The following is a 23607-nucleotide window of genomic DNA, read 5'->3' on the forward strand; positions in this document are numbered from 1 at the left end:
GATAATGCAAAATACTTATCAAGATTTAATTACAGATATACAGAGTAAAAATCCAGAGATTCACCAAAAACTAGAGGGTGGACAAAAGTTTAAACTTGTAACAGATTTTAAGCCAGCAGGAGATCAGCCTGAAGCAATAAAACAATTGATTAGTGGTACAAATAAAGATGAATTAAACCAAGTTTTACTTGGTGTGACTGGTTCTGGAAAAACTTTTACGATGGCTCAAGTAATTGAAAAAACAAATAGACCAGCATTAATACTTGCTCCCAATAAAACACTAGCTGCTCAGCTTTATGGAGAAATGAAATCTTTTTTTCCAGAAAACGCTGTTGAATATTTTGTCTCTTATTATGATTATTATACACCTGAGGCTTATGTTCCACGGTCAGATACTTATATTGAAAAAGAGGCTTCCATTAATGAACAAATAGATAGAATGCGTCACTCAGCAACTAGATCTTTACTAGAAAGAGATGATGTAATCATTGTTTCAAGTGTTTCTTGTATTTATGGGTTAGGTTCAGTTGAAGCTTATAGTAAAATGACTCTAAGCCTAAAGACAGGCTATGATTATAATCGGGAACAATTAATAAAGTCTTTAGTTGCCTTACAGTATAAGAGAAATGATCAAAGTTTTTATAGAGGAACTTTTAGAGCTAGAGGAGAGTATCTAGAAATTTTTCCCTCTCATCTTGAAGATCGTGCTTGGAGATTAAGTTTATTTGGAGATAAGTTAGAAAAACTTGAAGAATTTGATCCATTAACAGGAGACCTATTAAAAGATTTAGATGTTATAAAAGTTTATGCGAATAGTCACTACATCACTCCAAAGCCAACAATTGAACAGGCAGTAATAAAAATTAAAAGAGAATTAGAAGTTACTCTAAAAAAATTTAAAGAACAAAATAAGCTACTAGAAGCCCAACGTTTAGAAGAGAGAACAAAATTTGATTTAGAAATGATTGAAGCTACTGGTTCTTGTGCTGGAATTGAAAATTATTCTAGATTTTTATCAGGTCGAAAACCTGGGGAGCCACCCCCTACTCTATTTGAATACTTTCCAGATAATACAATTATTTTTGTAGATGAATGTCACGTGACTGTTCCACAATTAAATGGGATGTACAAGGGAGATAGATCTAGAAAAAGCAACCTTGCAGAATATGGTTTTAGACTGCCATCTTGTATGGATAACAGACCTCTTAAATTTGAAGAGTGGGATGCGATGAGGACACAAACTGTTTTTGTATCGGCTACACCAGGTCCATGGGAATTAGATCAAGTTAAAGGTAAATTTGTTGAGCAAATAATTAGGCCTACTGGCTTAATTGATCCACCTGTTGAGATAAAACCTGCCAAAAATCAAGTGGATGACTTAATGCATGAATGTAAAAAAACTATAGATAAAAATTTTAGAGTATTGGTTACAACTTTAACAAAAAAAATGGCTGAGGATTTAACTGAATACTTTCATGAAAATGGTATTAGGGTCAGATATCTGCACTCAGATATTGATACACTTGAGAGAATAGAAATTATGAGAGATCTAAGACTTGGAGTTTTTGATGTATTGGTTGGAATAAACCTATTAAGGGAAGGACTTGATATTCCTGAATGTGCTTTAGTTGGAATTTTGGATGCTGATAAAGAAGGTTTTTTAAGATCTGAAACTTCTTTAGTTCAAACTATTGGAAGAGCAGCAAGAAATCTTGAAGGAAGAGTTATTCTTTATGCAGATAAAGAAACTAAAAGTATAAAAAAAGCAATTCAAGAAACAGATAGAAGAAGAGCAATCCAGGTTGCCTATAATAAAAAACATAATATTGATGCAACCTCAATTAAAAAAGAAATTAGCGATGTTTTGGAAAGTGTTTATGAGAAAGATTACCTCAAAGTTGGAACGGGTGACAATATTGGTGGAAATTTAAAGAAACATTTAAAACAACTAAATAAAAGAATGAAAAATGCTGCAACAAACCTTGAATTTGAAGAGGCTGCAAAAATTAGAGATGAAATTAGAAACCTTGAGGCATCAGAGTTAGAAATTATATTAAATCCGAAAGTAAAACACTATAATCAAGAAAATAGAGTGTATCCTAAAGGTAGGTCAAAAATGGGTTTACCTGGTACAAGAGCACAAAAAGGTAAAAAAAAATGGAAGCAAACAAAATAATCATAACAGGTGGTGCTACTAGAATTGGTGCTGCGATAGCAAAAAAATTATCTGGTCCTAATAAAGAAATATTGATTCATTACAATCAATCAAAATCTAAGGCTGAAGTTTTAAAAAAAGAATTAGAAAAAAATGGTACTAAAATTTATTTAGTTAAAGGAGATTTAAGTAAAGAAACAGATGTAAATAAAATAGTCAAATTTGCAAAATTAAAGTTAAAATATTTTGACTGTTTGATTAACAATGCATCGTTGTTTGAAAATGATAAGTTAGATAATTTTACTACAGATAGTTGGGGCAAGCATTTAAGAACAAACTTAAGAACACCTGCTTTGCTCTCTAAGGAATTTGCTAAAAATATTAAGGGAAATAATAACAATATAATTAATATAATAGATCAAAGAGTATTTAAACTTACTCCTTTTTTCTTCTCTTACACAATAAGCAAAACTGGTCTTTATACTTTAACTAAAACTTCAGCCATGAGTTTGGCTCCAAATATAAGGGTAAATGGGATTGCACCTGGGCCAACAATAAAAAATAAAAGACAAACGGATAAACACTTTAAAAAACAATATTTAGCAACACCTTTAAGAAAGCAAGTGGATGTAAATGAAATTTGTAATGCCGTTGACTTTTTCATCAAAAACAGATCAATTACGGGACAAGTCTTAGCCATCGATAGTGGTCAAAACTTGAACTGGCAAACACCAGATGTAATAGGTAAAGAATGAAAAAAAATAATCTAAAAGTTGTAAAAATAGATAAAAATAAAAGTCTATTCAATTACGAAAAGAAAATTTTAATCAAAGAACTAATTCTAAATTTAAAGCTTGGTTACTATGATTTTGAGAAAGAAAAAACTCAAAAAGTAAAATTTAGCTTAGAAATTGACTATGAAGATAAGAAACCAACAAATGATAAAGATATTAAATCAATTGTTAATTATGGCCAAGTAGTAAAGTTGATTACAAAACTTGCTAGAAAAAAACATTATAATTTTTTAGAGACTCTTGCAGAAGATGTTTTTGATGTACTATTTAAGGATAAACGAATTGGAAAAATAATGCTTCAGATTGAAAAATTAGAAATTATTAAAGAATGTGCGTCTGTTGGTATTCAAATTACCAAAAAAAGAAGTCATGAAAAGTTCTGAACTAGGCAAAGACGTAATTAGAAAAGAGCTACCGTTAATTCCGAAAAGCCCTGGAGTTTATAGGATGCTCAATCATAAAGATGATATCTTATATGTTGGAAAAGCTAAGAATTTACCCAATAGACTAAAAAGCTACGTTGCAGAAAAAAACCATATTATTAGAACTGAGCGAATGTTATCTCAGACTTTTAAATTAGAGATAACTACCACTGCAAACGAAAGTGAAGCTCTACTTTTAGAGGCAAATCTAATCAAAAAACATAAACCTAAGTTCAATATATTGCTTAAAGATGACAAATCTTTTCCATTTGTTTTTATTAGTAATAAAGATCAATGGCCACAGGTTACAAAACATAGGGGTAAAAAAGAAAAAGAAGGTTTTTATTTTGGACCCTTTGCTTCAGCAGGGACAGCAAACTGGACCATTAAAATGCTTCAAAAGATATTTCAAATAAGAGTTTGTGACGACTCTACTTTTAAAAATAGAAAGAGACCTTGCATACTTTATCAAATAAAAAGATGTTCTGGTCCATGTGTTGATTATATTGATAAAGAAAATTATGAAAAATCTGTCAATCAAGCTATTCAGTTTGTTTCAGGTAAATCAAGAGATATTCAAAAAAATTTATCAAAACAGATGGAAGAAGCAAGTGAAAAACTTGATTTTGAAAGAGCATCCATATTTAGGGATAAAATTAAATCATTAAATATAATTCAATCCTCACAAAGAATTAATGAGGCCAACCTTGTGGATGCTGATGTGGTCGCAGCTTTTAAAGAATCTGGTAAAACTTGTATTCAAGTATTTTTTTATAGATCTAAACAAAATTGGGGTAACCAAGCTTATTTTCCGAAACATGATCCTGACCAAGATATTACAGAAATAATGTCATCTTTTTTGATGCAGTTTTATGAAAACAAAAATGTACCTAAATTAATAATAATTAATTCAAATATTAAGGATAAGAAATTAATTGAAGAAACTTTGAGTAAAAAAGAAAATAATAATATCTCAATTAGCATTGCTAAAAAAGGTACCAAAGCTAAAGTTATTGCTATGGCTGAAAAAAATGCCAAAGAATCTTTAAACAGGAAGATTTATGAAACTAATAATAATAAAAATTTGTTTGAAGAAGTAGCTAAAAAATTTGATCTTAGAAATAATGTAAACTTAGTTGAAGTTTACGATAACAGCCACATTTCAGGAACTAATAGTATCGGTGCAATGATAACTTATGGAAATGAAGGATTTATTAAAAAAAGATATAGAAAATTTGATATTAAAACAAAAGGTGCTGAACAGGATGATTTTGCAATGTTAAAAGAAGTTATGACTAGAAGATTTAAGAGAGCAATGCTTGAAAAAGGAAATTATCTTACACTACCTGATTTAATATTGATTGATGGTGGAAAAGGACAATATTCATCTGCCAAAGAAGTATTAGATGAATTTGGCTTGCACGATATACCTATGATTGCCATTGCTAAGGGTAAAATGAGAAACAGTGGTGATGAAACTTTTTTCTATAATGGTAAGTCTTTCAAGTTTGAAAAAAATGATCCTACTCTATTTTTTATGCAAAGACTTCGTGATGAAGCTCATAGATTTGCTATAAACTCTCATAGAGCAAAAAGAGCTAAAGGAATCACCAAATCATTACTAGATCAAATTGATGGTATTGGAGCTATAAGAAAAAGAGCCTTATTAAACCATTTTGGATCAGCTAGATCGGTTGAGTCTGCTAGTTTTGATGAAATAAAATCTGTAGAAGGGGTAGAAGAAAAAGTTGCAAAAAAGATATATAACTTTTTTCATGAATAATTATGCTTAAAAAAATTCCTAATATATTAACAATTGGTAGAATAATAATTGTTCCTTTTTTTGTTCTAGCATTTTATTTGCCGGGCTTTTATGGTGACTTAACTGCATGCGTATTGTTTGTAATCGCTTCATTTACAGATTTTTTGGATGGAATGTTAGCAAGGATGTTGGGTGAAGAATCTAAACTTGGTGAATTGCTGGACCCTATTGCTGATAAAATTATTGTTGCTACTGCTCTAATATTGCTTGTAATGAGTGGAACAATTAGACACTACGAGGTAATTGCTGCAATTATTATACTTACAAGAGAAATATTAATTTCAGGCTTAAGAGAATTTTTAGCAAGAGGCCAAATAAAATTACCCGTAACCAATTTAGCAAAATTAAAAACTTTTTTACAAATGGTTGCTATAGCTCTTCTGCTTACCGGCAATACTGGAAACAAAATTTTAAACTTTCAAGACTATAACGCTCAAACCATTGGAATAATCCTACTTTGGCTTTCAGCATTTTTAACTCTTTACACTGGGTATGAATATTTAAGAAAAGGTATTGATCACGCAATATCTGAGGATAATAAAAAGTAAATTATTTATTTTTTCTTACTAATGCTTGATAACTTTCATTTAAATCAATTATAGTTTCACAAACTTTATATTTATTATTAGCGATACAAGATACTGGAGTAACTTCTGCTGCAGTCCCAGTTAAAAAACATCCAACAAAATTTGTTAATTCATTGGGAGAAATCTTTCTTTCATTAACCTTAATCCCTTTTGATTGAGCAATATCAATGACTGTCCTTCTAGTAATTCCATCTAAAAAAGAATCAGGTATTGGAGTATGTATTTCACCTTTTTGATCTTTAAAGAAAATATTAGCACCAGTAGCCTCAGCTACATTTCCTTCGTGATCAAGCATTAGAGAGTCAGTGTATCCTTGCTGCTCTGCTTCATGTTTTGATAATGTACAAATCATATAAAGACCTGATGCTTTTGTGTCCCATGGTATTGTATTTGGAGCTGGTCTTCTCCAATTTGATATATTTAATCTTATGCCTTCTACTTTCAACTTTGGATCAAAGTAGGATCCCCATTCCCAAGTAGCAATGGCTACATGAATTTTTGTTTGTTGTGCAGAAATTGCCATCATTTCACTACCTCTCCAAACAGTAGGTCTCACGTACCCATTTTTTACATTTTGAACTGAAATAATTTTATTACATGCCTCGTTTATTTCTTCCTCAGTATAAGGAATCTTCATTCCCATTCTCTTTGCTGAATAAAAAAGTCTTGCCGTATGTTCTTTCAATTTAAATATTAAATTTTCGTAAACTCTTTCTCCTTCAAAAACACAACTAGCATAATGAAGTCCATGGTTTAAAATATGAATATTGGCATCAGCCCAATCAACAAGCTCATTATTATACCAAATTTTACCAGATCTTTTGTCGTAGGGTATCATGTGTGAAATAATTTTAATTTTCATTAAAATTATCTTTGTATCTATAATATGTCAATATAACTTACCAATAATGAAAGAACTTTTATATTTAAAAGATGCTCAATTAAAAGAGTTAATTAAAAACTTATTTACCTGCTACAGAGAGTCTTTTTCGGATGCAAAGAAGTCTTTAGACAAATATTCAATTGGCATAGCTCATCACAAAGTACTTCATCTACTTTCGATGTACGAAGGGATTACAATTTCTGAACTTCTAAAAAAATTAAAGATTACTAAACAAAGTTTAAATAGAGTTTTAAAAGACTTGATTAAGCTAGAAATTATTTTTTATGAAAAAGGTCAGAAAGATACACGTATAAAACATGTATTTCTAAATGAAAAAGGAAAAAATATTTTTAATGAAATATTTTCAACTCAAAAAAAAAGGATTTATACTGCACTTTTAAATTCAAGTTCAGAACAGGTTATTAATTTTGATAATGTATTAAGAAAAATAATTAATGAATAATTTTATAGCTCATATTTTGGTTGTTGATGATGATGATGGAATTAGATCTTTGATTAAACAATATTTAAATGAAAATAATTTTTTAGTTACAACTTCTAATAGTGCAGAAAATGCTCAAGAAAAAATTTCTATTATTAAATTTGATTTAATAGTTCTAGATGTGATGATGTCTGGAAAGAGTGGTCTAGATTTTATTAAAGAAAATATATCAAAAATTGAAACCCCAATTATACTATTAACTGCGAAAGGAGAAACAAGAGATAGAGTAGAGGGATTGGAGATAGGTGCAGATGATTACTTGGCAAAGCCTTTTGAACCAAAAGAACTTATATTACGAATAAAAAATATTCTAAGTAAGACAAAAGAAATTAATCAAAAAAGAATTATTACTTTTGATAATATTAAAATAGATTTAAATAAACTTTTGATTATTAAAAATGATAATGAATTTAAAATAAACAACACTGAAAAAATTATCTTAGAAAAAATGATTAATAATCCTGGCAAAACTTTTTCTAGAGAGGATATTGGTAGATTAATAAACATAGATAAAGAAAGATCTGTAGATGTAATAATAACAAGATTACGAAAAAAAATAGAAATTGATCCAAAGAATCCAAAATATTTACAAACCTTAAGAGGAGCTGGCTATGTTCTTTGGATTGAGTAAAATTATTAAAAATTATTTACCACGTAGATTATTTTATCGTGCCTTATTAATTGTTGCAGTACCAATTATTGTTTTACAACTAATTATAACTATTGTTTTTTTTGATAGTCTTTGGATTAAAACAAATAAAGGTATGACTCGGGCGCTAATTGGAGAAATGAAAACTTTCATAGTAGCCTACGATAATGGGAAATATAGCAATAATGATTTATCAGGTCTTTTTTCAATTTATTTAGATCTGAATGTTGAACACAAAAAAGATAAGTTATTTAAAAAATTGCAAAACAAAAGATGGTTTAGTCCTATAGATAGATCTTTAAGAAGGGAATTAAAATCAAATTTTGGAGCTACAAATTATTGGTTTGATACAACAGCATACAAGGAGCTTATTCATATAAATATTAAGCACAGTAATGGTTACTTTGAATTTTTTATTCCAAAAGATAGAGTAACGAGTACATCTGCAAGAATGTTTGCGTTGTGGATAACTCTCCCAGCATTGCTAATGATAGCTATAGCGATAATATTTCTGAAAAATCAAACAAGACCAATCGTAAATTTAGCTAAGGCTGCTGAAAGATTTGGCAAAGGCGAAAATATTGATGAATATAGACCTTCGGGAGCTATGGAAATAAGACAAGCAGGATTAGAATTTGATAAAATGAGGAAAAGGATAATAAGACATCTTAATCAAAGATCAGAAATGTTATCGGGGATAAGTCATGATTTAAGGACACCGCTGACCAGATTAAAGCTTCAATTATCATTTATTAAAGATAAAGACTTATCAAAAAAAATGTCTTTTGACATTGATGAGATGGAAAAAATGCTAAATGAGTATTTGCAATTTACAAGCTCAACTTACTTGGAAAAAGATGAAACCTTTAATATCTCAGAATTAATAGAAAAAATAATCAATAAATATAATAATAAAAATATATCAAAGAAAATAATTCCTAGAGCTTACATGAATGGAAGAAAAAATTTGATTGAAAGGTCTTTAAATAATTTAATTGATAATTCAATCAAATATGCAAAAAAAATAAACTTACAATTAATAAAAAAAAATAATAATATAATCATTACCATTGATGATGACGGCATAGGTATACCAAAAAATGAATATCAGAATGTTTTTAAACCTTTCTATAAAATAGATAAAAGTAGAGGCGATTCTAAATCAAGTGTTGGCCTTGGTCTGTCTATCACATCAGACATTATAAAGTCGCATGGTGGTAATATTTTATTAGAAAAATCTCCCTTGAATGGATTGAGAGTTAAGATTTTTTTACCTTTGTAACTCTTCTTTTTAAGTTATTTTTTTCTATCTTTTCTATTTTTTTTTCTAGATTTTCAACTCTTTTGATTAAAATATCAGTTTCTTCTTTACTTGTTAACTTCATCTTAAAAACTATTTCATCTCTCTTAGATTTTAAAATATTAAAAAGCTCAGAACTAAGATCTTTTGAGGAAATTATGCCCTGCTCAAAAAGTTTACTAAGCTTATCAATTATAAATTTAGAATTTTTCATATTTAAGATATAGTTTATAAGTATTATTTAAAATGTTCATTAATAATTTTGACCCAGTTGCTTTTCAGATTATGTCACTTGAAATTAGATGGTATTCATTGGCCTATATATTTGGGATTATAATTGGCTGGTTGTTTTGTAAAAAAATATTCATTAAAAATTCAGATATAGGTGAAAAATTTGATGATTACATAACCTATTTGATTATTGGAATAATTTTAGGTGGAAGATTAGGATACGTAATATTTTATAACTTTAATTATTATTTGCATAATATCTTGGATATTTTTAAGATATGGCAAGGTGGGATGTCATTTCATGGTGGCTTAATAGGTATAATTCTTTCGAGCATCATTTTTGCAAAAAAAAACAATCAAGATCCATTTGAATACATGGACCTTGTGTCATTAGTAGCTCCCATTGGAATTTTTTTTGGAAGATTGGCTAATTTTATAAATTCAGAACTCTATGGAAAAACCACAGAAGTCTTGTGGTCAGTTACGTTTACTAAAGTAGATATTTTACCAAGACATCCATCGCAATTATATGAGGCAGTTTTGGAGGGTGCTATTTTATTTTTAATACTTATGTATTTTAGAAAAAAAAATTATTTAACAAAACCTGGTTTAATTTCAGGATTGTTTCTAATTTTCTATTCAATATTTAGATTCTTTGTTGAGTTTTTTAGAATGCCAGATGAACAACTAGGTTACATAGTGCTTAATTTATCAATGGGTCAAATTATTAGTTTGATATTTGTAACAATTGGAACAATCCTATTTTATATTAAAAATGAAAATAAATAGAGAATTTAGCCTACCCCTAGATAAATTTATAGAATTTGCTCTTTACGACAAAGATATTGGTTATTACATGAAAAAAAACCCTTTTGGAAAAGAGGGAGATTTTATCACTGCACCAAATATTACTAGAATTTTTTCAGAAATAATTGCTATTTGGGTGGTAACTTTTTGGAAAAGTATTGGTTCGCCAAAAAAATTCAATCTATTAGAACTGGGTGCAGGAAATGGTGAAATGATGAAAGTGATAATTGCAACACTGAAAAATTTTCCAGAATGTGCTAATAATTGTAATTTTCAAATATACGAAAAAAGTATTTTTTTAACTAATCTACAACAACAAAATTTAAAATCTGATGACGTCAACTGGGTTAATGATATTAATAAAACTAATTCAAGTCCAACAATTTTTTTAGCTAATGAATTTTTTGATGCCCTACCAATTAAACAGTTTTTTAGGAAAAAAAAAGACTGGTTTGAAAGATTCGTAGATTTAAAAAAAATCAACAAAGCAAAGTTTAAAGAGCACATAACAGATATTAGGAAGATTGAAAAAAACCTAAATTTTGAAATTTCAAAAAATCAAGACATTATCGAATATTCACCGCTCTCATTTAAATATTTAAAAGATATTTGCAACATAATTAAAAAAAATGATGGAGGAATATTAATAATTGATTATGGATACTTGAATTCAAAAATGTATGAGACCTTACAGGCTGTGAATAATCATAAATATTCTAATGTTTTGGAGGATATTGGAGACTCTGATATAACTTATAATATTAACTTTAATTTATTTGAAAAATTTGTTGCTCAATTTAATTGTTTAGATTCTGTAGTTAGTAATCAAAAAAAATTTTTAACTAGCATGGGAATAGTTCAAAGAGCAGAAATTATAAGTGAAAATATACCTTTTTCAAAAAAATCTGACTTATTTTACAGAATTAGACGTCTCATAGATGAAAAGCAAATGGGGGAGTTATTCAAGGTTATGCTAGTTAAGAAAACAAATAATAAATTTAAGATAGGCTTTGAAATTGATTAGGTCAAAAAAACTATCAAAAATAAAAGATTTAAAGCATGGTTTTTTTAATAGTGTTGGGGGCAAATCAAAAGATATTTATAAAAGCTTAAATTGTGGTCCAGCCTCAAAAGATAATAAATTAGATATTAAAAAAAACTTACAAATAGTAAGAAAAAAAATTAGCAAAAAAGCAAAAAATATTTTTTTACTTCATCAATTTCATAGTAATAAATTTATTTATATTGATGATAAATATGATAATAAAAAAAAACCTAAAGCCGATGCAGTAATAACCAATCAAAAACATTTACCTATTGCTGTTCTAACAGCTGATTGTGCACCAATATTAATTTATGACAGTAAGATAAAGATGGTAGCAGCAATTCATGCGGGCTGGAGAGGTGCTTATAAAGATATTGTAAAAAAGGTTGTTAAATTTATGATTAAAAAAGGCTGTTTCCAAAAAAATATTACTGCTGTTATAGGTCCGTGTATTTCAAGTAATAACTATGAGGTTAAAAAAGACTTTATAAAAAGATTTATTAAAAAAAACAAAAAAAATATGCTTTTTTTCAAAAAAAATAAGGATAAAAATTTTTTTAGTTTAAATAAATATATCTACTTTCAATTAAAGAGCCTAAATATTAAGAAAATTGATATTATTGATAAGGATACGTTTAATATTAAAAATAAATTTTTCAGTGCTAGAAGATCTATTAGCCGCAATGAGAATGATTATGGTAGAAATATTTCAATAATTATGATTAATTAATATTATCTCATGAAATTATTAACGGGAAACAGCAACAAACCTCTAAGCAAACTTATTGCTAAATATTTAAAAACTAAACTTGTTAATTCGAGTATTAAAAAATTTTCAGATGGAGAAATTTATATAGAGATTAATGAAAACATTAGAGGTAATAGTATTTTTATAATTCAATCTATTTCATCACCTGCAAATGATAACTTAATGGAATTATTACTTTGTATTGATGCACTTAAAAGATCTTCAGCTAAAAATATTACTGCAGTAATTCCTTATTTTGGATATGCTAGACAAGATCGAAAAGTAGTACCAAGAACTTCTATTTCAGCAAAACTAGTATCTAATCTAATTACCAAAGCGGGTGCCGATAGAGTTGTTACTGTAGATCTTCATGCGGGCCAAATTCAAGGGTTCTTTGATATTCCGGTGGATAATTTATTTGCTACACCAATTTTTGGGAGACATGCAAAAAAAAATATTAAAAGTAAAAATATCATATGTGTTGCACCAGATGTTGGTGGAACTGAAAGAGCTAGAGCTCTTGGTAAAATGCTTGGTGTTGAACTTGCTATAGTTGATAAAAGAAGACCTAAACCAGGTCAATCTAAAGTCATGAATGTGATAGGAAATGTAAAAGGAAAAACTTGCATCATGGTTGATGATATAATTGACTCTGGTGGAACGATTGTAAATGCTGCTAAAGCTCTGAAAGATAGAGGAGCAAAAGAAGTTTATGTTTACATTACACACGGTGTTCTTACTGGAGAGGCTGTAGATAGAATTAAAGAGTCTGTAATTAAAAAATTAGTGATAACTGATACTATTGACAACCATAATAAAATTAAAAATGTTAAAAATATAGAAGTTTTACCCATTTCGACACTAATGGGAGAGGCAATTAAAAGAATTTCTAATTCTACTTCGGTATCAGATCTATTTAAATAATTATCTTGAGTTATTAAGGAACTTACGCTAGAAACCCTTTTTTATGAATTCACTTGAAGCAAATATTAGAAATACTAAATCTAAAGGAGATGTTAGATCTCTAAGATTGAATGGCAATGTTCCAGCCATTATTTATGGTGGTAGTGAGCAGAATGAAAAAGTTTCTATATCAAAAAAAATCCTTAAATCTCTTTTAGATAAAGAGGGTTTCTTATCAAGTATTATTACTCTTAATATTGATGGTAAGAATCAAAATGTGCTACCAAGAGAAATTACATATAATGTAATATCAGATGAACCTACTCATATTGATTTTCTCAGAGTTATTCCTGGAGCAAAAATTAGAATAGAGGTTCCAGTCCAATTTATTAACCATGAAACATCTCCAGGTTTAAAAAGAGGTGGTGTACTAAATATAGTTAGAAGAAAAATTGAATTAAAATGCCCTAGTGAAAAGATCCCTGAAGCAATTGTAATTGATCTTGATGGAATTGAAATTGGAGAAAGTTTTAAAATATCTTCAGTTACACTTGAAGAGGGTGTTACTCCAACTATTTTAGGTAGAGACTTTGTGATTGCAACATTAGCAGCACCTACGGTTATGAAAGAACCAGAAAAACCAGCTGAGGCAGAAGCTGCAGAAGGAGAAGAGGCTCCAGCAGATGGTAAAGATGCAGCTCCAGCAGCTGATGGAGATAAAAAAGAAGGTGAAGAAAAAAAAGCTCCTGAAGAAAAAAAATAATAAATTTATTATAGTGAAAATTCCTAGATACGATCTAAAAAAATTATGCTTTTATTTGTAGGTTTAGGTAATCCAACTCCTGATAGCGAAAATAATAGACACAATATTGGGTTTAAATTGATTGATGCACTCAATCAAAAGTTTGGGCTATCTAAGCAAAAACCAAAATTTAAAGGATTGCTAACTACTGGTAATATTGAAGATAAAAAAGTTTATGCAATAAAACCTCTAACTTTTATGAATAATTCTGGAATATGCATAAGAGAGTTAATTGAGTACTTTAAAATTGATGCAGAAGATGTGATTGTATTTCATGATGATCTTGATATTGAGTTTGGAAAAGTAAAAGCAAAATTTGCAGGGTCTAGTGCTGGGCATAACGGTATAGAATCTATAGATAAATTCATTGGAAAAGATTACTCAAGAGTAAGAATTGGGATTGGTAGACCTAAAACTAAAGCTGATGTATCAGACCATGTGTTAAAAGATTTTGATGAAGAGGAATTATTGCAGCTACAAAAAATAACTGACAACATCATTAATTCAATGTCTATATTGATTGATAAAAAATTAGATTTATTCGCAAGTACAGTAAATAATAGATAATGAGTTTTAAATGTGGTATCGTTGGATTACCTAATGTAGGCAAATCCACATTATTTAATGCACTGACTAATTCTAGTAAAGCACAAGCAGCAAATTTTCCTTTTTGCACTATTGAACCAAATGTTGGTGTTGTTCCTGTTCCAGATGAAAGACTAAATAAATTAACAGAAGTATCCAAATCAAAAAAAAAGATAAATACTACAATTGAATTTGTAGATATTGCAGGTCTTGTAGAAGGTGCCTCAAAAGGTGAAGGCCTGGGAAATAAATTTTTATCTCATATTAGAGAAGTTGATGCAGTAATACATATGATCAGATGTTTCGATTCTGATGACATTCAAAATGTAAACCCCACAGTAGATCCTGTGAGAGATTTAGAAATTATTGAAACTGAGATGATGCTAGCAGATATAGAGTCCATCCAAAAAAGATTAGAAAAAAATAATAAAAAAAATATAAATGAGGATCAGTTGAGAATATTAGAAGTTGCTTTAGATTGTATTAGTAATTCTAGAGATATCAAAGTTCTTTACGACCAATTTGAAAAAAAATTACTTAATCAAAGTAGTTTATTATCTTTAAAACCTAAAATTTTTGTTTGTAATGTAGATGAAGCAAGTGTTCAAAATGGTAACCAATACACTAAAGCTTTCATTCAAAAATTTGGAGAAAAAAACACTTTAATAGTTTCAGCTGATATTGAAAATCAAATTAATCAGTTAGAGAATGAAGAAAAAGAAAATTATATGGAAATGATTGGATTAAAAAAAACAGGTTTAAATATGTTAATTCAAAAAGGATACAATGTTTTAGAGTTAGATACTTACTTTACTTCTGGTCCAGAGGAAACTAGAGCATGGACAATTCAAAAAAATTGTACTGCTCCAAAAGCAGCTGGAGAAATCCATACTGATTTTGAAAAAGGCTTTATAAGAGCTGAGACAATTGCTTATGAAGATTTCATCACTAACAACGGTTGGACAAATTCTAAAACGAATGGAAAAATGAGACTTGAAGGAAAAGATTATATTGTGAAAGACGGCGATATATTAAACTTCAGATTCAATACGTGACCAAATTTTCTTCATACTAAAATAAACTAAAATAGTTAAAATAATTAAATATAAAATTGCTTTGAAGCCCATTTTGTGTCTAGACTCTAAATGTGGTTCTGCGGCCCACATTAAAAATGTTGTTACATCTTTAGCCATCTGCTCTTTTGAGGCAGTAGTGCCATCACTATACTCAATTAAGTCATCAGACAATGGTTCTGCCATCTTAATATTATTACCATACATGTATTTATTATAATAAACGCCATCATCAAGTAATACTCCAGCTGGTGCATCTTCATAACCTAAAAGTAATGAATAAATATAGTCAACACCACCACTTCTAGCTTTTGCTAATACAGACATGTCAGGTGGATAAGCCCCTCCATTTGCTGCTTGTGCTGCTTTAACATTTTCATATGGCATAACAAACTTATCTGATAATTTTGCTGGTCTTAAAAACATTTCACCATCACTATTTGGCCCATCAGTAACTTCAAAACTTGAAGCTATAGCTTTAGCTTGTTCTTCAGTAAACTCTGGTCCACCTGGTTCAAATAGGTTTCTATAACTCACATATTTCATTGAGTGACATGATGAACAAACTTCCGTATATACCTGATAACCTCTTTGCAATGAACCTCTATCAAATTTTCCAAATAATCCCTTAAAACTCCAATTTGTTTTCAAAAGATCTACTTTTTCCGCAGCACTGATTTGAAGATTGCCTGAAAATAAGAAAACTAATAAATAAACTATTTTAAAAATATTTTTCACTAAATTAGTTTAAACTTTCTTTTTTCTTAAGAGCTGAAGCTACTGGAGCCCCACCAAGTACCGGCTCTGTAATACTTAATGGCAAAGGTATAGTTTTTTCTTTGAACCCTAGCACTGGCAAGATTATTAAAAAATGAATAAAGTAATAAGCAGTAGCAACTCTAGCAATTAATAAATACAAACCTTCTGCTGGCATTGCACCCACATAACCAAGAATTAATACATCAGCTACCAATATCCAGTAAAACTGCTTGTAAAGAGGTCTAAATACAGCTGATCTAATTTTTGATGTATCTAACCACGGTAGTGCAGCTAAAATTAAAATTGCAGATAACATTGCTATTACGCCCATTAATTTATCAGGCACAGACCTTAGAATTGCATAAAAGGGTAATAAGTACCACTCAGGAACAATATGTGCTGGTGTTACCATAGGGTTTGCTTCTATGTAATTGTCCGCGTGACCAAGAATGTTTGGTGAATAAAATACAAAAAATGCAAAAACAATCGTAAACATTAATAATGCAAAAGCATCTTTAATTACAATGTATGGATGGAATGGCACTGTATCCTTAGAAGGCTTTTTAACATCAATCCCTATTGGATTGTTATTTCCAGGAACATGTAGGGCCCAAATATGAAGAACTACTAGACCTAAAATTAAAAACGGAATTAAATAGTGCAGTGTAAAAAACCTTGTCAAAGTTGGATTATCAACAGAATAACCTCCCCATAACCAATTTACTATTCCTTCACCGACCAAAGGTATTGCGCTAAAAAGATTTGTAATAACGGTAGCTCCCCAAAAACTCATTTGACCCCATGGAAGTACATACCCCATGAAAGCTGCTGCCATCATTAAAAGATAAATTATTATTCCAATAATCCAAATTATTTCTCTTGGAGATTTGTAAGATCCATAAAATAAAGATCTAAATATATGAATATATACTGCTAAGAAAAACATTGATGCACCATTTGCGTGTATATATCTTATAAGCCATCCATAGTTTACATCTCTCATGATGTGTTCAACACTTTCAAAAGCTAAGTCAGCATGAGCAATGTAATGCATTGCTAACGTCAAACCAGTTACGATTTGTGTTATTAAACAAAAAGTTAGTATTCCACCAAAAGTCCACCAGTAATTTAAATTTTTCGGCGTAGGATAGTCGGTTAAATGACTAGCAAGTGATAAAAGGGGAAGCCTGTCATTAAACCATTTTCCAAATTTTGATTTAGGGACATATTCGTGATTACTCATAATTATTTATTATCCAATTTTAATTGTGTTATCATTAACAAATTCATATTTGGGAACTTCCATGTTTGTTGGTGCTGGACCTTTTCTAATTCTTCCAGATGTATCGTAGTGTGAGCCATGACAAGGACAGAACCAACCATTGTAGTCTCCCTTATCATTTAAAGGTACACATCCTAAATGTGTGCAAACACCTAACATTACTAACCATTCTGGATCTTTTGCTCTATCTTCATCTTTTTGTGGATCTTTTAAATCCTCCATCTTAACAGCTCTTGCTTCAGCAACTTCTTCGGGAGTTCTTCTTTTAATGAAAACAGGCTTTCCTCTCCAAAGAACTGTAATTGTTTTTCCTAGTTGAACTGAACTAACATCAACTTCTGTGGTAGCTAATGCTTTAACTGAGGCATCTGGGTTCATTTGATCAATTAAAGGCCAAACAACAGCCCCCACCCCAACAGCACCAACAGCATATGAGGCTGTGAACAAAAATTCTCTTCTTTCAGGTTTTTTTTCAGACATCTTTAATTTTTTGTATATTGTTATCTAATATATGATTTCATATAAGAAAAAAGTTTTTTTTCCAATGAAACAATGACACATAACTATGAATTTAAGACCTAAAATAGCCTTGTATGAGCCAGATATTCCTCAAAATACAGCTGCAATTATTAGAACTTGTGCTTGTCTTGGTGCTGATTTAGAGATTATTGAGCCATGTGGATTCTTATTAAGTGATAAAAGGTTTAAAAGAGTTGTTATGGACTACATGGACGAACGTCAAATAAAATTTTATCAAAGCTCAGAAGAATTTTTTAAGACAAAAAAAGGCAATAGAATAATATTGTTAACAACAAAATCATCTGAATCCTATGCAAAATTCGAGTTTGAAAGTAGTGATACACTGTTATTTGGAAGAGAAAGTGCTGGTGTGCCTGATCAAGTCCATAATTCAATTAAGTATAGATTAAAAATACCTATGATGGACAATAAAAGATCTTTAAATATAGCATCTTCTGTTGCTATAATTTTATCTGAAAATTTAAGACAAACAATCTTTACTAGATAAATGAATAAAGAAATTAAAAAAAAACTTTCTTCTAATTGGTTCAGGTTATTGCAAAATATTATTTGTGATAATATTGAAAAAATAGAAAATAAAAAAATAAGGTTTAAATCTAAATCATGGAACAAAAGTAAAATTAAAGACGAAGGTGGTGGTGAGTTTAGGATTCTAAAAAATGGAAAAGTTTTTGAAAAAGTTGGTGTAAATTTTTCTGAAGTGTATGGGAAATTCTCTAAAGAAATGAGTAAAAAAATTCCTGGTTGCTCTAAAAATCCAAACTTTTGGGCCTCCGGAATATCCGTTGTAATGCATATGAAGAATCCTCATGTCCCAGCAATCCATTTTAATACAAGATTCATTTATACAACACATGGTTGGTTTGGTGGTGGAATGGATGTGACGCCTTGTATTAATGATTCAAAAGAAAAAAAATTAATTCATTTTGAATTAGAAAAAATGTGTAATCGGCACAATAAAAAGTATTATAAAAAATATAAAAAATGGTGTGATAATTATTTTTACCTGCCTCATCGTAAAGAGACTAGAGGTATTGGTGGTATTTTTTTTGATTACAAAAAAGATAATTGGGAAAAAGACTTTAAATTTGTATCTGATTTAGGTGTTACTTTTCAAATGTTATTTAATTTAATAATAAAGATGAAGTACAAAAAAAAATGGACTACAAAAGAAAAAGAATTGCAGTATATTAAAAGGGGAAGATATACTGAATTTAATTTACTCTATGATAGAGGAACAAAATTTGGACTACAAACTGGTGGTAATGTTGATGGAATTTTAATGTCTTTACCACCATTAGCAAAATGGGATTAAAATGGAAAAAGAACCAATTACAACTGCTGGACTTGAAGTGTTAAAAGAAGAGTTAATTTTTTTAAAAGAAAAAAAACGCCCACAGATAGTGGCTGCTATTTCTGAAGCTAGATCACATGGCGATTTAAAAGAGAATGCCGAATATCATGCTGCAAAAGAAGAGCAATCACACAATGAAGGAAGAATAGCACAAATTAATGATATTATTGCAAGGGCAAATGTAATTGATGTTACAAAAATAAATAATGATGGAAAGGTTATTTTTGGTTCAACAGTATATCTAGAAAATTTAGACACTGAAGAAAAGATTACTTATAAAATTGTAGGAAGAGATGAAGCAGACTTACAAAAAAAATTGATATTTTTTCGATCTCCAATTGGTAAAGGATTGATAGGAAAAAATAAAGATGATTTAGTTGAAATTAAAACTCCTGCAGGTGTAAAAAAATTTGAAATAAAAGATGTTAAATATGTTTAATTACTTACTATTTTTTGAATTTCTTTCTCTGAAATATTAAAATTATTATTAACCCAAGTTTCTTCAATTACTTCTAACTTTTTACCCAGCTCTTTTCCTTCTAGAAATTGGTATTTCTGTATTAACATATTTGCTTTAAAGGGCATTTTTGGAATCTTTTTTTCTTTAAAAATTTCAATTAATTTTATCAATTTATTATCCACTTTATTTGATTTGAAAATTTTAAAATAAATAATATCCATTAAAGCTTCTCTTCCATTAAAATAAAAAATTTTATTTAATTTATTTTCTAAAAAAATTTTATTAGTAAATTTTTCTGAATAAAAGCTATTTAAAAATAATAGTCTTTTTTTATCTTTTTTAGATAAATTAAATTTGTATATAAAGTAATCCGCGTTATCGGTGCCATCAATAACCATTAAGGAAATTAAAAAAATAAAATCTACCTTGAGGAAATTTTTTTCAGCAAAATTATTTAATTTGCCAAACATAGAAATATTTTTAAATTGGGGAAATATAAGATTTACAATTTCTAAACAATCTTTATCTTTAGCTAGTTTTGAAAAACCTTTAGATTTTAATAACTTTTGAAACTCGTCTAACAATCTTTCAGATGAAATTGCTAAAACGCCACTTAAATTTCTCTTGATTGCATTAATAACTTTAGGATTATGTTTGTCCTTGGAGTAATTGAGAAAAAATCTTACATACCTTAGCACTCTTAAATAATCTTCCTTTATCCTAACTTCCACATCTCCAATAAAATCGACTTTTCCATTTTCCAAATCTTTTTTTCCATCAAAAGGATCAAATAAACTTCCTTTGATATCTGCATAAATAGAGTTTATAGTAAAATCTCTTCTAGAGGCATCTTCCTTCCAATTATCTGAAAATTCGACCTTTGCATGTCGTCCATCAGTATCAATATCTTTTCTTAGCGAAGTTATTTCAAACTTAATATTGTTAATTAATGCTGTAATAGTTCCATACGCAACTCCACTCTCATAATATTTTATATTTTTCTTATTAAGTGCATCACAAACTTCTTTTGGTTTTAAATTTACAGCAAAATCTATATCATCAACCACTTCTCTATTAATGATTTTACGAACACAACCACCAACATATCTAATTTCACTATTTTTAGAAAAAGCACCAATGGCATTAAATATTTGACGTACTTCAGTATCTTTTTCTACTTTTTTAAAACCTGAGTTTATATAATTAAGATTTTGGAATCTAAAAAAAATTTTATACAATAAATTATTCATATATGGCTGGGGCACTAGGATTCGAACCTAGGATGCCGGTACCAAAAACCAGTGCCTTACCGCTTGGCTATGCCCCAATATTAATTTCATATATCATAAAAAAAAAAAATTATATAGTTTTTGATTTTATACACCAGTGACCACTAAATTTCCTTCTAAATTGACTATATGCATTACTACAGGCCTTCTTATTGTCAAAATAAGCAACAATAGAAGAACCAGATCCTGACATTCTAGTAAATATATTACTAGGCATATCTGATAAAAATTTTTTTATTTTTTTAAGTCTTGGGTATTTTTTAAAAGCAATATTCTCAAGATCATTATTTAAAGTTTTAAGATATTTTGCGTCAAACATTTTTGCTTGGGGAAAATTGAATTTTGGTTTTGAAAATATTTTTACTCTTGAGTATATATATTTAGTTGAGCAACCAAAGCTTGGTTTGACAACTAATGTATAAAGCCTAACATTTTTATTATATTTTGTTATATCGCCGTTATGAGACAAAATTATATTTTTTGGTTTTATTCCCAAAATAACATCAGAACCTATTTGATCTATTAGCTTTTTTAATTTATTTTCTTTTATTCTTATTATTTTTTTATTAATAAAAAAATTAATTAAGCTTGCAGCATTCATTGATCCACCGCCCATTCCTGCTTGTTGAGGTATACTCTTTAAAATTTTAATTTCAAATTTTTGATTATTGAGTAAATTTTTTTCATCTAGTAGTTTTAGTAAATTTGTAACTGTATTTACATTACTAATATTTTTAGAAAACTTTCCTTTAAAAGTTACTATATGATCATTTTTATTTATTTTTTTTAAATTAATTAAATCATGCAACTCTATAAAAGAAATTAAACTTTCAATTTTATGTAATTTTGTTTTTTTTCCAGTAACATGTAACGCTAGATTAATTTTAGCATAGGATTTAATAGTAAAGCTTCTCATAAATTAAGAATTGATCAAACCTTCTATCAATTTATTTTTAATATTTTTTTTCATTTCATCCTCTGTTTCTTCTAAATTTAAAACATTTTTCCAAAAATACCTTGCTTGTATTTTTCTATCTAATTTCCAAAGAATATCTCCATAATGATCATTTACGATAGGATCTCCTGGCATCAATTCCACTGCTCGCTTTAGAAAATTTTCAGCTTTTATATAATCATTAACCAGATAATAAGCCCATCCTATTGAGTCAATTATATAAGGATCATTACTTCTTTGGGCGTAAGCTTTTTCAAGCATCTGTAGAGATAAGTCTATTTTGTATTCGCGCTCTAACCAAGAATAAGCCAAATAATTCAACACATACGCATCATCTGGATTAATTTCTAATGATTTTAATAAATCTTTATCTGAACTAAAATAATTACCTAACCTTTCATAACTACCTCCACGCCTATATAAAATTTCCGCATAAAGTAACGTGTTAATGTCAATTTTTGAAATTATTTGATCATAATATTTTATAGCTTTCTTATATTTTTTTGCATTTTTGTTTAAGTTAGCAATATCAAAAATTATCTTTATTGAGGGATTTTGAATTTTTTTAAATTTTTTATTTATAAAATCTAAAGATTTATGATTATTTTGTGTTTTAGAAATTATTTGTGCTTCTTTTTTTAATCTAAACCAATAATAAAATTCATCATTTTCTTCAAAAGACTTTAAAATTTTCTTTGTTTTTAAGTAGTTATGATTTAAGTAATAATTTTCAGCTAATAAAGATAGGTTAAATTTAAATTTAGGATTTAAGTAATAAGATATATTTAAATAAAAATTAGATTTTTCATAGTTATCTCTAGACGAGTAAAGATTAGATACTAAAAAAAAAAATTCACCTATTATGTCTGTAGGGTTACCGCATGAAAATACTTTTTTAAATTCTTCTGTTTTTTGACTTTCTACCCATTTTTTTCCCTGTGAAACGAGCAAAGATGAATTTAAATAGTCTAAATCATCAGTAATATTTTTTGCCTCTTCATAATTACTGTTTGTTAATAAATAATTTAAATAAAAAAATATATATCTTGAGTAGTCTACATCATTTTGTGAATTAACTAATTTTTCAAAATAAACTTTTGTATCTTTGTCATTCAAATAACATCTTTGAAAAACTTCGTTTATAAAAGAAAAACTGCCAAATTTATTTTTTGTTTTTGAAATTCTATTTTCTTCAAAAACATACAAATATTGCTTAAGTGTTTCTGCAACTATTAAAGAAAGTCTATCATTATTTATAAATTGATAAGCTTTTTGTAAATACTTTTGACTCTTTTTGTATTTTTTTTTTTTTAGATTTTCTAAGGCAAGTAATAAGTGGGCTTCAAAAAAATTAGAATTTTCTTCTGTTGAATTTTGTCTAATTTCACTTGCGGCTTGCTGAACCCTACCTTCAAGCACAAGTACGTTTATATAGTTTGAAAGATAAGAATTGTGTTGTTTAATTAAATATTTTGATGATTTAAAAAATTTTAAAGCTTTAGAATTATCACTATTTTCATGGGCGACAATACCAGAAAAATAATTTGATAAATGATAAGAATTAAAATTGCTTAAAGTCTTATTTTTTGAGTATAATGGACTTTGACAAAATAGTAATATTAAGGAAATTTTTAATAATTTTATCAACATTAGATCATTG

General features: G+C 28.5%; 26 protein-coding genes and 1 tRNA gene. 18 read left to right on the top strand and 9 right to left on the bottom strand.

What is annotated here, in order from left to right; all coding sequences use genetic code 11:
• The first annotated feature begins 4 nt into the window (after positions 1–4).
• From uvrB to pgsA, 5 genes are read left to right on the top strand one after another with little or no spacing between them, the layout of a single operon-like run.
• Positions 5–2176 carry an excinuclease ABC subunit UvrB gene (uvrB, locus tag ABXT56_RS05455; RefSeq protein ID WP_415299700.1) on the top strand — a complete coding sequence of 724 codons (2172 nt, stop codon included), beginning with the start codon at positions 5–7 and terminating at the stop codon, positions 2174–2176.
• Entirely contained in the window at positions 2158–2910 is a 753-nt protein-coding gene (locus tag ABXT56_RS05460; protein ID WP_415299701.1) for an SDR family oxidoreductase, read from the top strand. Before uvrB ends, ABXT56_RS05460 begins: the two co-directional genes overlap by 19 nt.
• On the top strand, positions 2907–3332 hold the full coding sequence (locus ABXT56_RS05465; RefSeq protein WP_415299702.1) for a dihydroneopterin aldolase: 426 nt from the start codon (positions 2907–2909) through the stop codon (positions 3330–3332). The genes ABXT56_RS05460 and ABXT56_RS05465 overlap by 4 nt, the downstream gene beginning before the upstream one ends.
• Entirely contained in the window at positions 3319–5154 is a 1836-nt protein-coding gene (gene uvrC, locus ABXT56_RS05470; protein ID WP_415299703.1) for an excinuclease ABC subunit UvrC, read from the top strand. Before ABXT56_RS05465 ends, uvrC begins: the two co-directional genes overlap by 14 nt.
• Positions 5155–5156: 2 nt before the next feature.
• Entirely contained in the window at positions 5157–5741 is a 585-nt protein-coding gene (pgsA, locus tag ABXT56_RS05475; RefSeq protein WP_415299704.1) for a CDP-diacylglycerol--glycerol-3-phosphate 3-phosphatidyltransferase, read from the top strand.
• A 1-nt stretch (position 5742) separates the two neighbouring features.
• Here pgsA and ABXT56_RS05480 read toward each other — a convergent pair whose 3' ends face one another.
• Positions 5743–6618, bottom strand: coding sequence for a branched-chain amino acid aminotransferase (locus ABXT56_RS05480; protein ID WP_415301401.1), 876 nt, complete (start codon positions 6616–6618; stop codon positions 5743–5745).
• A gap of 70 nt (positions 6619–6688) precedes the next feature.
• On the opposite strand from ABXT56_RS05480, the gene ABXT56_RS05485 reads away from it, so the two are divergent.
• The 3 genes from ABXT56_RS05485 to ABXT56_RS05495 are packed head-to-tail and all read left to right on the top strand — an operon-like array spanning position 6689 to position 9096.
• Entirely contained in the window at positions 6689–7126 is a 438-nt protein-coding gene (locus ABXT56_RS05485; RefSeq protein WP_415299705.1) for a MarR family winged helix-turn-helix transcriptional regulator, read from the top strand.
• The gene (locus ABXT56_RS05490; RefSeq protein WP_415299706.1) at positions 7119–7796 is read left to right on the top strand and encodes a response regulator; all 678 of its coding nucleotides are present in this window, start codon (positions 7119–7121) and stop codon (positions 7794–7796) included. The genes ABXT56_RS05485 and ABXT56_RS05490 overlap by 8 nt, the downstream gene beginning before the upstream one ends.
• Positions 7777–9096, top strand: a complete 1320-nt coding sequence (locus tag ABXT56_RS05495; protein ID WP_415299707.1) for an ATP-binding protein — start codon at positions 7777–7779, stop codon at positions 9094–9096. The genes ABXT56_RS05490 and ABXT56_RS05495 overlap by 20 nt, the downstream gene beginning before the upstream one ends.
• Here the strand turns inward: ABXT56_RS05495 and ABXT56_RS05500 are convergent.
• Positions 9074–9328, bottom strand: a complete 255-nt coding sequence (locus ABXT56_RS05500) for a hypothetical protein (protein ID WP_415299708.1) — start codon at positions 9326–9328, stop codon at positions 9074–9076. The genes ABXT56_RS05495 and ABXT56_RS05500 overlap by 23 nt on opposite strands.
• 32 nt (positions 9329–9360) lie before the next feature.
• Here ABXT56_RS05500 and lgt point away from each other — a divergent pair, with 32 nt between their 5' ends.
• Genes lgt through ychF form a run of 7 tightly spaced genes read left to right on the top strand, consistent with a single transcriptional unit; the run spans position 9361 to position 15290 of the window.
• Positions 9361–10134: a prolipoprotein diacylglyceryl transferase gene (gene lgt / locus ABXT56_RS05505; RefSeq protein ID WP_415299709.1), complete on the top strand. Its 774-nt coding sequence runs from the start codon at positions 9361–9363 to the stop codon at positions 10132–10134.
• Entirely contained in the window at positions 10121–11176 is a 1056-nt protein-coding gene (locus tag ABXT56_RS05510) for an SAM-dependent methyltransferase (RefSeq protein ID WP_415299710.1), read from the top strand. Before lgt ends, ABXT56_RS05510 begins: the two co-directional genes overlap by 14 nt.
• Positions 11163–11927 (top strand): peptidoglycan editing factor PgeF, encoded by a 765-nt coding sequence (gene pgeF / locus ABXT56_RS05515; RefSeq protein WP_415299711.1) that lies wholly within the window; start codon positions 11163–11165, stop codon positions 11925–11927. Before ABXT56_RS05510 ends, pgeF begins: the two co-directional genes overlap by 14 nt.
• A 9-nt stretch (positions 11928–11936) precedes the next feature.
• Entirely contained in the window at positions 11937–12869 is a 933-nt protein-coding gene (locus tag ABXT56_RS05520) for a ribose-phosphate pyrophosphokinase (protein ID WP_415299712.1), read from the top strand.
• 43 nt (positions 12870–12912) lie between these two features.
• Positions 12913–13611, top strand: a complete 699-nt coding sequence (locus ABXT56_RS05525) for a 50S ribosomal protein L25/general stress protein Ctc (protein WP_415299713.1) — start codon at positions 12913–12915, stop codon at positions 13609–13611.
• 45 nt (positions 13612–13656) lie between these two features.
• A complete protein-coding gene (pth, locus tag ABXT56_RS05530; RefSeq protein WP_415299714.1) occupies positions 13657–14217 on the top strand; it encodes an aminoacyl-tRNA hydrolase in 561 nt (186 codons plus the stop codon).
• Positions 14217–15290 (top strand): redox-regulated ATPase YchF, encoded by a 1074-nt coding sequence (gene ychF, locus ABXT56_RS05535; RefSeq protein ID WP_415299715.1) that lies wholly within the window; start codon positions 14217–14219, stop codon positions 15288–15290. The genes pth and ychF overlap by 1 nt, the downstream gene beginning before the upstream one ends.
• Here ychF and ABXT56_RS05540 read toward each other — a convergent pair.
• Genes ABXT56_RS05540 through petA form a run of 3 tightly spaced genes read right to left on the bottom strand, consistent with a single transcriptional unit; the run spans position 15267 to position 17829 of the window.
• Positions 15267–16046, bottom strand: a complete 780-nt coding sequence (locus ABXT56_RS05540) for a cytochrome c1 (protein WP_415299716.1) — start codon at positions 16044–16046, stop codon at positions 15267–15269. The two genes, ychF and ABXT56_RS05540, sit on opposite strands and share 24 nt — an antisense overlap.
• Before the next feature lie 4 nt (positions 16047–16050).
• Positions 16051–17310: a cytochrome b gene (locus ABXT56_RS05545; RefSeq protein WP_415299717.1), complete on the bottom strand. Its 1260-nt coding sequence runs from the start codon at positions 17308–17310 to the stop codon at positions 16051–16053.
• A 9-nt stretch (positions 17311–17319) separates the two neighbouring features.
• Complete coding sequence (petA, locus tag ABXT56_RS05550; RefSeq protein WP_415299718.1) at positions 17320–17829, bottom strand: ubiquinol-cytochrome c reductase iron-sulfur subunit; 510 nt, start codon at positions 17827–17829, stop codon at positions 17320–17322.
• Between the two features lie 85 nt (positions 17830–17914).
• Between petA and ABXT56_RS05555 the strand changes: the two genes are divergently transcribed.
• Genes ABXT56_RS05555 through greA form a run of 3 tightly spaced genes read left to right on the top strand, consistent with a single transcriptional unit; the run spans position 17915 to position 19682 of the window.
• Positions 17915–18376, top strand: coding sequence for a tRNA (cytidine(34)-2'-O)-methyltransferase (locus tag ABXT56_RS05555; protein ID WP_415299719.1), 462 nt, complete (start codon positions 17915–17917; stop codon positions 18374–18376).
• Positions 18377–19204, top strand: coding sequence for an oxygen-dependent coproporphyrinogen oxidase (gene hemF / locus ABXT56_RS05560; protein WP_415299720.1), 828 nt, complete (start codon positions 18377–18379; stop codon positions 19202–19204).
• 1 nt (position 19205) lies between these two features.
• Complete coding sequence (greA, locus tag ABXT56_RS05565; protein WP_415299721.1) at positions 19206–19682, top strand: transcription elongation factor GreA; 477 nt, start codon at positions 19206–19208, stop codon at positions 19680–19682.
• Here the strand turns inward: greA and ABXT56_RS05570 are convergent.
• From ABXT56_RS05570 to ABXT56_RS05585, 4 genes are all read right to left on the bottom strand, one after another.
• Positions 19679–20953 (bottom strand): CCA tRNA nucleotidyltransferase, encoded by a 1275-nt coding sequence (locus ABXT56_RS05570; RefSeq protein WP_415299722.1) that lies wholly within the window; start codon positions 20951–20953, stop codon positions 19679–19681. The genes greA and ABXT56_RS05570 overlap by 4 nt on opposite strands.
• A 3-nt stretch (positions 20954–20956) precedes the next feature.
• Positions 20957–21030 (bottom strand) — tRNA-Gln (locus ABXT56_RS05575).
• A gap of 32 nt (positions 21031–21062) precedes the next feature.
• On the bottom strand, positions 21063–21908 hold the full coding sequence (locus ABXT56_RS05580) for a 4-(cytidine 5'-diphospho)-2-C-methyl-D-erythritol kinase (RefSeq protein ID WP_415299723.1): 846 nt from the start codon (positions 21906–21908) through the stop codon (positions 21063–21065).
• Between the two features lie 3 nt (positions 21909–21911).
• Complete coding sequence (locus ABXT56_RS05585) at positions 21912–23597, bottom strand: tetratricopeptide repeat protein (RefSeq protein WP_415299724.1); 1686 nt, start codon at positions 23595–23597, stop codon at positions 21912–21914.
• Between the last annotated feature and the right edge of the window lie 10 nt (positions 23598–23607).

It is taken from the genome of Candidatus Pelagibacter sp. Uisw_134_02 (genome assembly GCF_047720265.1).
Lineage (GTDB): Bacteria > Pseudomonadota > Alphaproteobacteria > Pelagibacterales > Pelagibacteraceae > Pelagibacter.